The sequence below is a fragment of the Streptomyces geranii genome, from assembly GCF_002954775.1.
Lineage (GTDB): Bacteria > Actinomycetota > Actinomycetes > Streptomycetales > Streptomycetaceae > Streptomyces > Streptomyces geranii.
The window spans coordinates 90,015-103,974 of the sequence record NZ_PJME01000019.1 but is presented as its reverse complement, the minus strand read 5'-3'; the positions used below and the strand labels follow the sequence as shown (position 1 = coordinate 103,974).

17 protein-coding genes and 1 pseudogene are annotated in these 13,960 nt (G+C 68.2%); 10 read left to right on the top strand and 8 right to left on the bottom strand.

Going from position 1 to position 13,960, the window contains the following annotated elements; all coding sequences use genetic code 11:
* Positions 1–57 precede the first annotated feature (57 nt).
* The 3 genes from CW359_RS24650 to hemL form a co-directional block, all read right to left on the bottom strand.
* A complete protein-coding gene (locus CW359_RS24650) occupies positions 58–1,365 on the bottom strand; it encodes a polysaccharide deacetylase family protein (protein ID WP_105972287.1) in 1,308 nt (435 codons plus the stop codon).
* Between the two features lie 110 nt (positions 1,366–1,475).
* Complete coding sequence (locus tag CW359_RS24645; protein WP_105972286.1) at positions 1,476–2,186, bottom strand: histidine phosphatase family protein; 711 nt, start codon at positions 2,184–2,186, stop codon at positions 1,476–1,478.
* Positions 2,183–3,538 carry a glutamate-1-semialdehyde 2,1-aminomutase gene (gene hemL, locus CW359_RS24640; RefSeq protein WP_105972285.1) on the bottom strand — a complete coding sequence of 452 codons (1,356 nt, stop codon included), beginning with the start codon at positions 3,536–3,538 and terminating at the stop codon, positions 2,183–2,185. The genes CW359_RS24645 and hemL overlap by 4 nt, the downstream gene beginning before the upstream one ends.
* Before the next feature lie 599 nt (positions 3,539–4,137).
* Between hemL and CW359_RS24635 the strand changes: the two genes are divergently transcribed.
* Positions 4,138–4,575, top strand: a complete 438-nt coding sequence (locus CW359_RS24635) for a hypothetical protein (RefSeq protein ID WP_003974483.1) — start codon at positions 4,138–4,140, stop codon at positions 4,573–4,575.
* A 237-nt stretch (positions 4,576–4,812) separates the two neighbouring features.
* On the opposite strand, the gene CW359_RS24630 is transcribed toward CW359_RS24635, so the two are convergent.
* Genes CW359_RS24630 through CW359_RS24620 form a run of 3 tightly spaced genes read right to left on the bottom strand, consistent with a single transcriptional unit; the run spans position 4,813 to position 7,299 of the window.
* Positions 4,813–5,538, bottom strand: a complete 726-nt coding sequence (locus tag CW359_RS24630; RefSeq protein WP_105972284.1) for a WbqC family protein — start codon at positions 5,536–5,538, stop codon at positions 4,813–4,815.
* Positions 5,539–5,566: 28 nt separating this feature from the next.
* Positions 5,567–6,256, bottom strand: coding sequence for a YdcF family protein (locus tag CW359_RS24625; protein ID WP_105972283.1), 690 nt, complete (start codon positions 6,254–6,256; stop codon positions 5,567–5,569).
* Entirely contained in the window at positions 6,253–7,299 is a 1,047-nt protein-coding gene (locus tag CW359_RS24620; RefSeq protein WP_105972282.1) for a helix-turn-helix domain-containing protein, read from the bottom strand. Before CW359_RS24620 ends, CW359_RS24625 begins: the two co-directional genes overlap by 4 nt.
* Before the next feature lie 120 nt (positions 7,300–7,419).
* Here CW359_RS24620 and CW359_RS24615 point away from each other — a divergent pair, with 120 nt between their 5' ends.
* From CW359_RS24615 to CW359_RS24590, 7 genes are all read left to right on the top strand, one after another.
* Complete coding sequence (locus CW359_RS24615) at positions 7,420–7,836, top strand: hypothetical protein (RefSeq protein WP_232838577.1); 417 nt, start codon at positions 7,420–7,422, stop codon at positions 7,834–7,836.
* Entirely contained in the window at positions 7,836–8,291 is a 456-nt protein-coding gene (locus CW359_RS24610) for a hypothetical protein (protein ID WP_105972280.1), read from the top strand. The genes CW359_RS24615 and CW359_RS24610 overlap by 1 nt, the downstream gene beginning before the upstream one ends.
* Positions 8,288–8,524 (top strand): DUF7848 domain-containing protein, encoded by a 237-nt coding sequence (locus CW359_RS24605; protein ID WP_456300558.1) that lies wholly within the window; start codon positions 8,288–8,290, stop codon positions 8,522–8,524. The genes CW359_RS24610 and CW359_RS24605 overlap by 4 nt, the downstream gene beginning before the upstream one ends.
* 293 nt (positions 8,525–8,817) lie before the next feature.
* Positions 8,818–8,961, top strand: coding sequence for a hypothetical protein (locus CW359_RS45930; RefSeq protein WP_198655369.1), 144 nt, complete (start codon positions 8,818–8,820; stop codon positions 8,959–8,961).
* Positions 8,962–8,977: 16 nt separating this feature from the next.
* Positions 8,978–10,174: a cupin domain-containing protein gene (locus CW359_RS24600; RefSeq protein ID WP_105972278.1), complete on the top strand. Its 1,197-nt coding sequence runs from the start codon at positions 8,978–8,980 to the stop codon at positions 10,172–10,174.
* Positions 10,171–11,079, top strand: a complete 909-nt coding sequence (locus tag CW359_RS24595; protein WP_105972277.1) for an aldo/keto reductase — start codon at positions 10,171–10,173, stop codon at positions 11,077–11,079. The genes CW359_RS24600 and CW359_RS24595 overlap by 4 nt, the downstream gene beginning before the upstream one ends.
* Before the next feature lie 19 nt (positions 11,080–11,098).
* A complete protein-coding gene (locus CW359_RS24590) occupies positions 11,099–11,884 on the top strand; it encodes a phosphotransferase (protein ID WP_232838576.1) in 786 nt (261 codons plus the stop codon).
* 174 nt (positions 11,885–12,058) lie between these two features.
* On the opposite strand, the gene CW359_RS45425 is transcribed toward CW359_RS24590, so the two are convergent.
* Entirely contained in the window at positions 12,059–12,187 is a 129-nt protein-coding gene (locus CW359_RS45425; protein WP_332874993.1) for a DUF3459 domain-containing protein, read from the bottom strand.
* Between the two features lie 6 nt (positions 12,188–12,193).
* On the opposite strand from CW359_RS45425, the pseudogene CW359_RS24585 reads away from it, so the two are divergent.
* A pseudogene (locus CW359_RS24585) lies at positions 12,194–12,442 on the top strand (HD domain-containing protein); the annotation flags it as partial.
* Between the two features lie 559 nt (positions 12,443–13,001).
* Here the strand turns inward: CW359_RS24585 and CW359_RS24575 are convergent.
* Entirely contained in the window at positions 13,002–13,469 is a 468-nt protein-coding gene (locus CW359_RS24575) for an ArsI/CadI family heavy metal resistance metalloenzyme (RefSeq protein WP_105972345.1), read from the bottom strand.
* A 109-nt stretch (positions 13,470–13,578) separates the two neighbouring features.
* Here CW359_RS24575 and CW359_RS24570 point away from each other — a divergent pair, with 109 nt between their 5' ends.
* Positions 13,579–13,956 (top strand): ArsR/SmtB family transcription factor, encoded by a 378-nt coding sequence (locus tag CW359_RS24570; protein WP_105972275.1) that lies wholly within the window; start codon positions 13,579–13,581, stop codon positions 13,954–13,956.
* Positions 13,957–13,960 lie beyond the last annotated feature (4 nt).

Sequence of the window (13,960 nt, the reverse complement as noted above, 5' to 3'; positions counted from 1 at the left end):
TCTTGCGCACCCCCCTTGCGGGCGGAAACCCGCATTTCAGACGCCCTTTCAGGCTGGTCACGCGGCTGTCGTGGCGGTACCGGTGGGCGTCTGCGGTGTCTGCGGTGTCGCGGCGAGGAAGCCGTTCCAGCCGCCGACCGGCGGCTGTCCGACGTCGAGGGTCCGCAGCTTCTCCAGCACCTCGGGCTTCTGTACGTCCAGCCAGTCGACGAACTGCCGGAAGGAGACGAGCCTGATGTCCTCACCCTTCTCCTTCTCCCGCGCGATGTGCTTGAGGGCTTCCTCGACGGCGTCCATGTAGATGCCGCCGTTCCAGTGCTCGAAGTGGTTGCCGACGAAGAAGGGGGCACGGTTCGTCTCGTACGCCCGCCGGAAACCGGCGATGTAGGCGCCGGACGCCTGCTCGCGCCAGGCCGGGTAGTTGTAGGCGGGGGCGTTGGTCGAGTTGATCGACTGGTTGGCGAGGATGTTGTAGTCCATGGAGAGGACCTCGAACGAACGGCCGGGGAAAGGTATCGCCTGGAGGGGCAGGTCCCAGACGCCGTCCGTCTTCGCCGGCCACACCTGTCGTCCGCCGGGCGAGGAGGCGTCGTAGCGCCAGCCGAGGGCGCGGGCGGTGGGCAGCAGGTTGTTCTGCCCGAGCAGACAGGGCGTACGCCCGCCGATCAGCTCCTTCTCGTAGTCGAAGGGAAGGGCGGGAAGGTCGGTCCACCCGGTGTTGGTCCGCCACTCCTTCACGAACCCCTTGGCCTGCTCTATCTCGCTGCGCCACTGCTGGGGCGTCCAGTTGGCGACGGTGCCGTAGCCGGAGCAGAAGTGGCCGTTGAAGTGGGTGCCTATCTCGTGGCCGTCGAGCCAGGCCTGCCGGACGTTGGTGAGGGTCGCCTTGACGTGCTCGTCGGTGAGGTAGCCGATGTCGGAGGCGCCGGGGCGGTTGTTCGGCGGGAGGTACTTGCGCTTCTGCGACTCGGGGAGGAGGTAGAGCCCGGAGAGGAAGAAGGTCATGTGGGCGCCGTGGGCCTTGGCGAGGTCGAGGAAGCGGGGGAAGAGGCCGTTGCCGACTTCACCGGCCCCGTCCCAGGAGAAGATCACGAACTGGGGCGGGGTCTGGCCGGGTTCCAGCGGCACGGGCTTGGCGGGCTGGTGGGGCTGCTTGCCGGTGAAGGAGGTGGAGCCGTCGCCGATGGGCTTGACGGTGGGGGTCGGGGTGGCCTTGGGCGACGGCTTGCCGGAAGGCCGGTCGTTACCGGAACCTCCGGACCCGTCCGACCCGTCTCCCAGTACGGTCCCGCAGCCGGCGGTGCCGAGAGCCGCGGCGGCCCCGAGGCCGAGGCCGAGAGCGCCTCGTCGGCTGAAGCGGTGCATGTGGTCCCCATTCGTCGTACCCGCTGGTGGTCACCCAGTCAGAGGGCACGACGAATGAGGAGGTTCCCCGCGTTTTCATGGATTCCGGAACAATTGCAACAGTTGTGTCACTACGCCCCGAAAGCTTTGTCCTTCCCCTTCACCGGCTTGGCGCCGGCGAGGAGATGGGCGGGGACGAGATCGCGGGCGGGCTCGCTGTAGCCGACGGACACGATCTTGTCGCCGCGGTAGGTGAAGGTGGTGAGGGAGGCGAGGGTGCACTGCCGCTTGCGGGGGTCGTGCCAGAGCCGCCGCTTCTCGACGTACGAGCGCACGATCCAGATCGGCAGCTGGTGGCTGACGAGCACGGCCTCGTGCCCACGGGCGGCGTCCTTGGCGGCGTCCAGCGCCCCCATCATGCGGACGACCTGGTCGACGTACGGCTCTCCCCAGGACGGCTTGAACGGGTTGACCAGGTGCTTCCAGTTCTCGGGCCGCTTGAGCGCGCCGTCGCCGACGCCGAAGGTCTTGCCCTGGAAGACGTTGTCGGCCTCGATGAGCCGCCCGTCGGAGGCGAGGTCGAGCCCGTGCGCCTTGGCGATGGGGGTCGCGGTCTCCTGGGCGCGCTCCAGCGGGGAGGCGCAGACGTACGTGACATCGCGGGAGGCGAGGTGCTCGGCGACGCGGTCGGCCATACGGCGGCCGAGGTCGGAGAGGTGGTAGCCGGCGAGCCGCCCGTACAACACCCCGTCGGGGTTGGCGACTTCACCGTGCCGCATGAGATGGACGACGGTGATGTCGGACTCGTTGGAGCCGGTGCTCCGGTTGCTGCTGTCGGTCATGCTGCCGTGGCCTCCGCTGCCGCACGGGCCGCCGCCGGGAGGGCGTCGGCGATTTTCTGGATGGCCCGGTCGTCGTGCGCGGTGGAGACGAACCAGGACTCGAAGGACGAGGGCGGGAGATAGACGCCGCTCGCCAGCATGGAGTGGAAGAAGGCGGTGAAGCGGAAGGACTCCTGTGCCTTGGCGCCCTCGTAGTCGCGCACCGGCCGGTCGGTGAAGAAGACGGAGAACATGTTGGAGGCGTTCTGCACGGTGTGCGCGACGCCTTCCTTGCTCAGCGCGTCACTGACGAGTGCTCGGAGTTGCGCCGAGACGGCGTCGACGGTGACGTAGGCCGCCTCGTCGAGCAGCCGCAGCTGGGCGAGCCCGGCGGCGGTGGCGACGGGGTTACCGGAGAGGGTGCCGGCCTGGTAGACGGGCCCGGCGGGGGCGAGGTGAGCCATGACCTCGGCCCGCCCACCGAAGGCGGCGGCGGGAAAACCACCGCCCATGACCTTCCCGAAGGTCATGAGATCCGGCCGTACACCATCAATCCCGAACCACCCACCACGACTGGTACGGAACCCGGTCATGACCTCATCGGAGACGTAGAGCGCGCCATTGGCGGCGCAGGCGTCTTTCAACCCTTGGTTGAAGCCGGGGAGGGGCGGCACGACGCCCATGTTGCCCGGGGAGGCCTCGGTGATGAGGCAGGCGATCTCGCCGGGGTGGGCGGCGAAGGCGGCGTGGACGGCGTCGAGGTCGTTGTAGGGCAGGACGATGGTGTCGCCGGCCTGGGCGCCGGTGACGCCGGGGGTGTCGGGCAACGCGAACGTGGCCACACCGGACCCGGCGGCGGCGAGCAGCGAATCGACGTGACCGTGGTAGCACCCGGCGAACTTGATGACCTTGGAGCGCCGGGTGAACCCGCGGGCGAGGCGGATGGCGGACATCGTGGCCTCGGTCCCGCTGGAGACGAGCCGCACCTGCTCAAGGGGGTCGATGCGGTCGACCATCTCCTCGGCGAGGGCGACCTCGCCCTCCCCCGGCGTACCGAAGGAGGTGCCGCGCGAGACGGCGTCCTGGACGGCGGCGATGACCTCGGGGCGGGAGTGGCCGAGGATCATCGGCCCCCAGGAACAGACGAGGTCGACGTATTCGCGGCCGTCGGCGTCGGTGAGATATGGGCCACGCCCCGAGACCATGAACCGGGGCGTACCGCCCACGGCTCGGAAGGCACGCACCGGCGAGTTGACGCCGCCGGGTGTGACGACCGTCGCACGGTCGAAGAGGCCCTGAGAGACGGGCGCTTCATATGGATAGGGCAACCCGCTCGCCGTTCCGTCGGCTGCCCCGCTAGACGTTTCGCTCATGACCTGCGACTTCTCCGACTTCTCGGACTCCGGTTGCCAGTGACCCCCTCAGGGTAGGCGGCCGGACAGCGGCCCGTCGGCCCCACCCGTCTGCGAAACTGGGACCGGACACACACAGGGACACTCAGAGACACACGGCCCATCGGCCCGTACATACGAACGATGGGTGCACGATGAGCGGACGACGGTGTTCAGAGGCTGCGAAGATCCTGCGGACAGGTGTTTCAACGCACGTTTCGGCGGGCGGACGTGGGGGAGGTCACTGACACGATGATCGGGTTGCGCGGAGGGGTTCGCGCGTCCTAGAAAAGCAGTCGGGTGGAGATATGCATCGCGGTGGCGGACTGGGCGAGGGGACTGACGACCTGGGTCCTCGGCGTGCCCGGCGGGGAAGGCACCGACGCGACGTGGAGGAAGCGGCGGCAGCGGCAGAAGCGGCACGGCAGGGACAGGGACAGGGGTTGGGTCCTGCGTCAGGACCCGGTTCAGGTTCAGGATCGGGTCCAGGATCGGGATCGGGACCTGGATCGAACGGTGTGCCCGAGAGCGTCGACCGGAGGGTCGAGCGGCTCCGGGCGGCGAGTGGGAATGGTGGTCGGGTGGGGGTGACGTACAAATACTTCGGGGCGCCGGACGGCGCCACGGCAGCCCGCGTCCCGATCTCGATGCGCCCCGAGGAACTCGGCGGCGACGAACTCGGCATGAACGGCATGTTCACCAAGATCAAGCCCGAGACGATGGCCGCGATGGTCCTCACGGGCATCGAGGGCGTCCCTCTCCACAAGGTGCCGCCACTGGAACTGGTCGTCCTGCACCCCGACTACGCGGTGGTGAAGCTTCCGATGACCGTCGTCGACCCCCTGCGGGGGATCGGGGAGGAAGCGGTGGGAGCGGCGGCCTTCATCTGGTCGACGGTGCCGGACCGGGGTGGGCCTCGGGATGCGTTCAATGTGTATCAACTGCTGCATGAGTGGCAGGACTTCAGCCATCGGTTGCATGAGGCGGGGCATCAGCCTTATTGCCTGGTGTGGCCGTGAGCTGAGGGTTCGTGGGTGGTGGGCGGGGTCTTCGGGCCTCGCCTTCTTCATGTCCCCGGAGGGGCCGTCAGGCGGCCAGGGCACATTGAGGGCACATGGGTTTCGGCGGGGGTGCTGACGTGCCCTGAGCCTTCGGCGTACCGCCGCCTTCTTCCGCCTCGGCTTGAGTGAGACGTCCTGGGCAACCGTGCTCAGCGACACACAGGAAGGGCCTCTTGTCCGAGTTGTTCAGCCTCGTCACGCCCGGGCTGCAAGGAAGCGAGCTTCTCGTTGGACAGCCAGCCTGTTCGCCAACGCCTCGGGACCGATCTTGCTCAAGGCCCAGAGGCTGCTGGTCCTCCGGGCCCACTGCCAGAGCGGATCATCCGCATCCACAGGTGTACGGAAAGGCAGCACCGGGATGCTGCGGGCATCGAACGGATCAGCGTCGAGGTAGCGCAGCCCGCCAGTGCCGCACAGATAGTGGGTACTGCGGGTGGCTGCCGCGAGATCGGCAAGGCGCTCGGACCGGCCTTGACGGGTCGGAATCTCACTGCTGAGCAGCACTTCTCCTGACCAGCCAAGAGCGGTGAGCAGGGCGATTGTCGATGCTCTCGTGAGGTCGGCCACGCGGTCTGTGGTGTCGAGCATGCACAAGACCGCGTCCAGGACCTCACGCGCGGCATCCCAGTAGCGGCTGTGGCCGTAGTACTGGCGCACGAGCAGTTCGACCGTCCGTCGCGAGCGGCGGGGATCGACGAGCCGAGCCTGGCTGATCCTCGTCGCGCGCCCGTGGGGAAGGTGCGTCGGGAGCGTGAGCCACTGCTGCCGACCAGGATCGTCCAAGGCGGCGAGACGGGCTCGATGCTGGTAGTCGCGCCGGGCGAACTGCACATCGTCGAGGACTATCCAGCGGTCGGCGGCAAAGAGCTTCGCCAATGTGGACAGCCGTGGAAACAGATTCGGTTGATGAATCGCGCACACCCCACCCGACGGACCGACTCGCCGTGACTCAGGTGCTGATGAGGCGGCTGTCGAAGCCGGCGCCCAAGAGGCGCTCGTACGCGTCATACACATCCCCCGGTACGTCCTGCTCGACGGCGAAACCGAGCTTCGGGTACTCGATCACCCGTTGCAGGTCACCGACAAGCATGTCGACAACGAGCTTCTCGTCGCCGATGGACTTGATGTAGTCGTCCAACTCAAGCGGCTCGGAGGCACAGACCACCTCTACCTCCGGCCACAAGTTGCGGCAGGTCGCGTACGAGCGGCGCTCCATGTACGGCTTGGAGATCAGCAGAAGCGACTGCACCTCCACGCCGGCGTCGGCCAGCAGCTCGCGGGAGAAGGTGATGTTCTGGCCGGTGTTCGCCGCCTTCGGTTCCACCAGGATCGCCTCGTCCGGAACGCCCAGGGCGAGCGCATGCTCGCGGTAGTGGACGGCCTCGCCGCGCGGGAAGCGGGCTCGGGTGGTGGGGCTGTTGCCGCCGCTGAACACCACGACGGGAAAGAGCCCGGCACGGTAGAGGTCGGCTGCCGCCGTGGCCACCCCCAGGTCGTGGCTGCCCAGGCCGATCGCCGCCGAGCAGGACCGCTGCTCGTGGCCCATCTGGTGGTAGTTCCAGATCAACGTCGCATCGTGGAACTGCTCGTCGGTGATCTGACGCTGCTGGTGCTCCGGCACGTGCACTCCCTGGCTCATCCCTGCTGGCCTCTACGGATGCCCTCGATGCTGCGCAGCTGGTGGCTCAGCCCGAACTGCTGAGCCACTTGTGCCGCCTGATCGAGGACGGACAGCCCATCATTCCGGGTCGCCGCATCCGACAGAAGGATGTGCCCGTACGCGGTGTCCAACCGCACCCGCTGCATCGGAGAGTCGACCGTGCCGGTGGTTCGCGCGATGTCGATGTAGTGCAGGGCCTGCTTCAGGTCCCCTGCACCGCGGTGGGCCAGGGCCATCTTCTGGTGGGCGACCGACCAGTCCTCCGGCTCGCCCAGGTCCTCGAACACTCGAGTGGCGTCCGCCATCACATTGGTGGCGTACTCGTTGTTGCCTTCCTTACTCAGGGCCGTACCCACCCAGAGCTGGGCCCTGGCGCGGTCGCGAGGGCTCAGGCGCTCGTCGGTGGCGAGGAGTTCGTAGTGGCGGGCGGAGGCTTCGAGTTGGCCGGACATCTCCTGTACGACAGCGAGGGACAGCTCGATCTGTGCCACCCGGCGCGGGATGTCGAGTTCGGTGAACATGCCACGGGCGGTCCGGTAGGAGTGAAGGGCGGAGAGCGGGCCGAGGATCGCGCCCTGGTCCCGCTGAAGGTCACCGAGGAGCACGAGTGAACGGCCGTACAGATAAAGGCCCTTGTCCTCCAGGCGGTGTGGGTCGTGACTCCCCAGCCAGCGGTTCAACAAGGTGGAGGCGAAGGAGAAGTTCTGGCGGCTGACGCAGACCACGGCCCGCTCGATGTCCTCGGTCCAGGTCTCGTAGTCCGCCGACCTCGCGCTCTTTCGCTCCGGGCACAGCACCGCCTCGAACCGGGCATGGGCGGCAGCATCGGCACGAGCGAGCGCGGTGTCGAGGATCGCCTGCGTATCGGGCCGCGGCTGCGTTTCGGCGCGCAGGCTCTCCCACTTGGCCACCGTACGCAGGGCGACGCCCAGGTGCTCGGCGAAGGCGCGCGTGCTCATACGCAGGGCAGCGCGCAGAGCGCTCGCCTCCCGGCCTGTCCATTGCTGCTGCACGCTGACCACGGATTACCTCCCCTCCGTCACGTATGTAAGCACCCTCTGTGACGGCGCAGGGCGAGAAGTGCAACGGAAGTACAACAGCAGGTCATTTCGAGGCCGCTCGCGCTGGCCGACGCTATGGGCATGGACGAGGAACCCATCACGGAACGCCGCCCGGTCACCGGCCCACACGTCTTCGGCTACATACGCCACGTCACCGGTGGACGTGCCCGACACGCGGCGTTGGTCGACTGCCTCACCGAGTACTGCCGACGGCACGAACTGACCCTGTCCGGGGTCTTCACCGACCGCGAGTCGACCGTGACCGTCTGCTCCCCCGCCTTCGTCGGCCTCCTCGACGCCCTGGAACTCCCCGACACCTACGGCACCGTGATCCCCGTCCTCAGCCACCTCGGCCCCAAGCGCACCGCCAACGAGCGGAAGCGGCGGATAACCGCGACCGGTACCCGTCTGATCGTGGTCCGTTCCACCAGGGTCACCACTGGTCCTTCGCCTTCACTCGGCGCAAGTTCCAACCTCCAACGGCAAGGAGGCACGTGATGTTCCTACGCGAAGCGCTGCGGAGCGCCCTCATGGTCAACGGTGTGCCCGGACTGCGCCTGCTCCAAGTCGGCGACTGCTGGGACCTCGTACGGATCCCCGCGGACATCGGCCTCCTAGCCTTGGCTCACCTCCGCGCCACCGGCGCGACGATCGGCCCTGTGCTGTACGACAAGCCCAACGAACGTCTCTACTACGCGATCAGGACCGGCACCCTCGGCAGTTGGGACGACCTGCCCGTGCGGCATCTCTCCAGCAACTCTTGGCTGGTAGCCCCTGGCCTTGAGCTGATGGACGACTGGTTCGGCGGCTGGTGCGAGCTGCCCGACGACAGCACCCTCACAGACGTCGACACCCTCCGCGCCGCACTGTCCCATCCCTACGTCCTCGCCGGGCAGGAGGAGCCCTCCGGCACCTGTCGCAGACAGACCGAGTTCGAAGAGGCAGGCCGGTGAATACCCGCGCAGTCATCCGCCACATGGAGTGGACCATCCAGCCCGACCGGGAGCCGGATGCGGAGCCGACCACATACGCGATGCAATGCGCCGTCTGCGGCGAGACCTCCCGACCCAGCATCGACTTCGCCGAACCGCAGGACTGGGTGTTCGGGCACGGCGGCCGCAATCCGTCGCACCACACCTACCGGGAGATCATCGCCCGGCCATGGCGAGCTTGGTGGAAGCCGTGACACGCCGTCCTGTGAGTCGACTGGCGCACTACACGGCCTGCTTCCGATCGTGCTGATCGGCGCCTTGTGCGGCTTCGTGATCGGCGTTGTGGTCTCCACGGTCCCAGCCGGCCCCTGAATTCCCGTCCCTGCCGGACGTAACCGATCGAGAAGTTCCCCCACCCGAGAGGCCCCGGCAGGGGCGGGTCGTAAGCCCCCGCCCCGGGCGGATCAACCGCCCGAGCCCTGGACAGGTCTAGCGCCGTCCGGGGCGGGTCCGCAATGCCGTTTCATCCCGAACTCCAGGAGGATCAATGCCGAACGAGAGCACCACCCCGGCGACCGGACAGGCCCAGGCCGGGCTGGTCAAGGCACGTCGCCGCATCCAGGCCGCCCGCGAGCGGGGCGTCACCCCGTCCGACGGCGGCAGCACCGGCCGTACCGACGGCAACGACTGATCCAGGAGGAGAAGCGTTGTCGCCGCTGAATCTGGCGGCTCACCTGGGCCAGGACGAGTTCCTGGCCCAGGTGCTCCACCGCCGCTACCGCTACATCCCGTCCGCCGTCCCGAACCCAGGCGAGCTGATCACCTGGAACGACGTCAACACGATCCTGGCGACCCACCGCCTGGAGCCGCCCCGCTTCCGCCTCTCGGCGGACGGTGAGATGCTGCCCGCCCACCGCTACACCGCTCCCGTCACCACCCGCCGACACACTGTCTGGCAGCGCCTGCACCCCACCGAACTGCACGCCCGACTCGCCGAGGGCGCCTCCCTGGTCATCGACGCCGTCGACGAACTCCACCCACCCATCGGCCGCGCCGCCATGGAACTGGAGCAGTGGCTACGCACCGGCGTGCAGACCAACCTGTACTCCTCCTTCACCGCCCGCGAGGGCTTCGGCGTGCACTGGGACGACCACGACGTCGTCGTCATCCAGATCGATGGCACCAAACGCTGGAAGCTGTACGGCCCCACACGCACCGCCCCCATGTACAAGGACACCGACGAACCCGAACCACCGCCGGAGGAACCGGTCGCGGAACTGGTCCTGCGACCCGGCGACATGCTCTATCTCCCGCGCGGCTGGTGGCACTCGGTGGCCGCCTCCGAAGGCGAGCACTCCCTCCACCTCACCTTCGGCATCCAGACCACCACCGGCGCGCAGCTGCTGTCCTGGCTCGCCGACGACCTACGCCGCCACGACGTCCTGCGCGAGGACCTGCCCGTACACGCCACCGCAGCGCAACAGGCCGCATACCTGGAACGACTGCGCAAGGAAGTCACCACCGCCCTTGAAGACCCCGGGTTGCTCGGCCGGTACACGGCGATGCGTGACAGCACCGACCTCACCCGCCTCCGCCCGAGCCTTCCTCACATCACCGGACTCCCCGCAGACCCGGACATCCACATCCAGTTGACCAGCAGTCGCGCGCAGATCGGCCCCGCACCCGACGGGGACGGAGTGATCTTCCGAGCCTGCGACAACGAATGGGAGTTGGCCGAGGAGGCCCTGCCTCTGCTTCAGCGCCTGACGTCCGCCGCACCCGGCACTGTCTCCCTCGGCGAACTGGTCGCGGCAACCGGAATCCCTATGGCGGACGTGACGGCCGTCGTCTCCGATCTGCTGAACGGCCAAGCGGCCACAGTGGTGCAAGGAGACCGACGATGACGATCCCCTCTCTCGGTCTGGGCACCTACCGCATCCAGCCGTCCGCACTGTCCGACGCCGTCATCCGCGCAGCCACCGACCCGACCACCGCATGGATCGACACAGCGCCCAACTACCTCAACGGACAAGCCCAGTCGCTACTCGCCCCGGTTCTCACCCAGCACCGCGTCCCGATCTCCACCAAGATCGGCTTCCTCACCGACCGGGCCATCAAGGACGCCGTCGCCGACGGAGCCCTCACCACCGGTGCCGCCAAACACGGACACTGCCTGAGCACCCCGTACGTGCACTGGCAGTGCTCCCGCAACCGCACCGAACTCGGCCGCGCCCACCTGGACCTCGTCTTCGCCCACAACCCCGAGCGCGCCTACGGCGACCCTTACGAGTCCCTGCGCGACGCCTTCATCGCCCTGGAAGCAGAAGCGGCAGCGGGCACCCTGGGCGCGTACGGCGTCGCGACCTGGGACGGCTTCGACACCGGCGTCCTGAGCGTCCCCTCCCTGCACCAACTGGCGGCCGAAGCCGCCGGCACGGAACACCACCACCTGCGAGCCATCCAACTGCCCGTATCCCTCGTCACCGCCACCGCGTTCGGCCAGGCCCTGGACGGAGATGGTCCCATCGCTCAGGCAGCCGAACTCGGATGGCAGGTGTACGCCTCAGCGCCCCTGTTCGGCGGGGAACTTCCTCACCTGGCCACACCCGAACTCACCGCACTCCTCAGCCCGGATCTCACCGTCCCCCAGGCATGTCTCCTCGCCACGGCCTCCTGCCCGGGAATGACGCGGATTCTGCTCTCCACCTCCACCCCGGCACACTGGGCCGAGGCGCAAGCGGCTCTGCGAAGCCCGGCCATCCCGGTCCCCACGCTGCGAAAGGTGCTGGATGTACTCGCCACCGACTGACCTCGCCGACCAACAGCGCATGCACCGAGCATTCGTCCAGGCCGCGCAGACGCTGAACACCACGGTCGTCGGTCCGGAGGTCTGGGGCTGGTACGGCCGCACCCTCAGCAGCCGCGTCCAGCACCCGGACCGCGGAGTCTGCTGGCTAAGGCTGCTCTCGGCACCCGAGGACAAGGCGGCCGGGAAGATCTGGGAGGGCAACGGACAGGCCGCCGCCCTGTTCGACCGGCACGTCCGCAAACCACTGCTGTACGACACCTCGGACGCGAGCAGCGACGGCCACGCCTACCGCGCGGAACTGCACCAGTACGTCACCGAACCCGCTGTCTCTCCGAGCCCAGTCCTGCACACGGATCCCGATCCGCCGGTCTCGTGGTGGGACTCGCTCCGAGAGGACCTGGACTACGTGAGCAGGGTCCCGACGGACCGCGTGGCCGTACGCCAGGAGTGGGTGGACCGCAGCGTCCCCCGCTTCCTCGGCATCCCCGGCCCCCGGATCACGGACTGGACGACGGCCCACGGAGACCTGCACACCGCCAACCTCACGAACACCACCCCCTACCTCCTCGACTGGGAAGGCTTCGGCCAGGCGCCGGCCGGCTACGACGCGGCCATGCTGCTGGCTTACTCCCTGCTCGTGCCGGGATTCGTCCAGCGTGTCCGGGACACTTTCCCCGTACTCAAGACAGAACCCGGACGCGTCGCACAGATCATCGTCATCACCGAACTGCTGCAGTCTGCTTCACGCGGAGATCACCCCGAACTCGTCCCCGCGCTCCGCGCCCTGGCCGCAGAACTGGTCTGATCAGCCTGTCGGCATTCGTCACGGCGATAAACGGGCTGTCGAAGCCACTGCAGCCTGGATATGGCCCAGGGCCTGTCCGGTCGGCGGGGAGGAACACCGGACAGGCCCTGGCGTATTCGGGCGCGACTGGGCGCGGGGGAGATCGGCTCGGGTGATTCCGTCGCCGAACGTCGGTCAGTCCAGTAGTAGGACCGTGGTGTCCGGCGGCAGCATTCCGTCCTTGTTCAGCGGTCCTGAGGTGAGGAGCGGGCTCCAGGCGGCGGGGAGTGGCATCGGCCGGTCGGAGAGGTTGACCGCGCACACCAGGCCGTGACTGATGACCTGTCCGTGGCCGAGCACTCCTGGCGTACCGCCCTCCTCGCCACGATCATCGCCAAACTCGAAGGCGCCGACCCCGCCCGCGCCGCCTACCTCGCCGTGTGGCACGACTCCCAGGAGACCCGTACCGGCGACGTCAACCACCTCGGCAAGAAGTACGCCCCGGACGCGGACCCGCAGGCCGTGACCGCCGATCAGGTCGCCGGTATGCCCGAGGTCCTCGCCTCCGGGTCACTGGAGTGGCTGCGGGCGGCGCTCGGGGAGAAGCAGGGCTGAGGACCGTTGCCTGTCCGGTGGTCGGTAGTCGGTAGTCGGTGAGGAGTGGACATCGGGCAAGCCTTGGGGACTTATACGTCCTTCCGTCCGTCCCTATGTCGTCATCCGGTCGTCCTGGGCCAGGCGTACGGCGAAGGCCGCTACGACCGTGCCGGTCACCCGGTCCAGGCGCCCCGGGCGGTCACGCCGAGCGAGGTGAGCGCGCCCCAGGCGAGCGTGCCGGTCTGGATGCCCAGGACCACCCTCAGGCGCGGGTGCGCAGGATGACCGCCGTGTCCAGTCCCGGGGTGACGACGAGAAGCCCGACGACGAGGGCGAAAGACCACAGTGCCGTGCTCATTGTCATGCGGGACCACCTCGGGGCGGGCTCTTTGGATCGACTCGGAGTCCGGCGGTTGTGGATGCTGCCAGGTGTTGGTTACCGGCGGATCTCCGCCACTGTGCGCCCAGGCCGGACGAGGGGGCCGGGCCGACGTCCGGCCGGCGGCGCTCCTCGCCGTGCAGGCGAGGCGGTCATCCGGGGTCAGCAGCAGCTGTTCACCCTGGTCGGCTCCTCTTGCCCGGCGTCCTCCTCCGCCCCCTCGGCGCAGCACGCGCTCTCCTCCTGCCTGGCCAGGGAGTTCGCGTCGGCCTTCACGACGTACACCTCCCACGCCTCGCGGCCCGGGCCGTGAACCCAGACCTTGTCCTGGAGGGCGTAGCAGCACGTCGTGTCGTTCTCCACGTCCGTCGGCAGGCCGGAGGCGGCCAGGCGGGTGGTGGCCGTGTGGACCGCCTCGGTGGTGTCGACCTCTATGCCGAGGTGGTCCAGGCGGGTCGTCTCCTCGCCTCGGCCCTCGATCAGGACGAGCTTGAGCGGGGGTTCGGTGAGGGCGAAGTTGGCGTAGCCGTCGCGGAGTTTGGTGGGTTCGGTGTTGAAGAGCCGGGTGTAGAAGGCCACGGATGCGGCCAGGTCGGGGACCCGTAGAGCCAGTTGCGCTCGGGAGTTCATGGCGATCTCCATGTCGTGTCGTTGTGTTGTTGCGGTGTCCAGCCTCCCTCTTGTATTGATGGATGTCAATATAGACGTTCATATAATCAGTGCGTGGCAGTATGGATACGTGCCGAAACTCGAAGCCTCAGCCTCCTCCCTCCTGGGCCCCGCCGCCCCCGTGCCGTGCTGCCCGCCGCTCACCGAGCGGCCACTGACCGCCCCGGAGGCCGAGCGGACCGCCGCGATGTTCAAGGCGCTCGGCGATCCCGTGCGGCTGCGGCTGTTCTCGCTGGTCGCGTCGCACGAGGGGGGCGAGGCGTGCGTGTGTGACATCTCCGACGTCGGGGTCTCCCAGCCGACCGTCTCCCATCACCTGAAGAAGCTCCGGGAGGCCGGTCTGCTCGCCTCCGAGCGGCGCGGCACCTGGGTCTACTACCGTGTCGAGCCGTCCGTACTGGCCGCGATGGGGCAGTTGCTCGGCGTCGCGTCGCCCGCCTCCGGCTGACGGC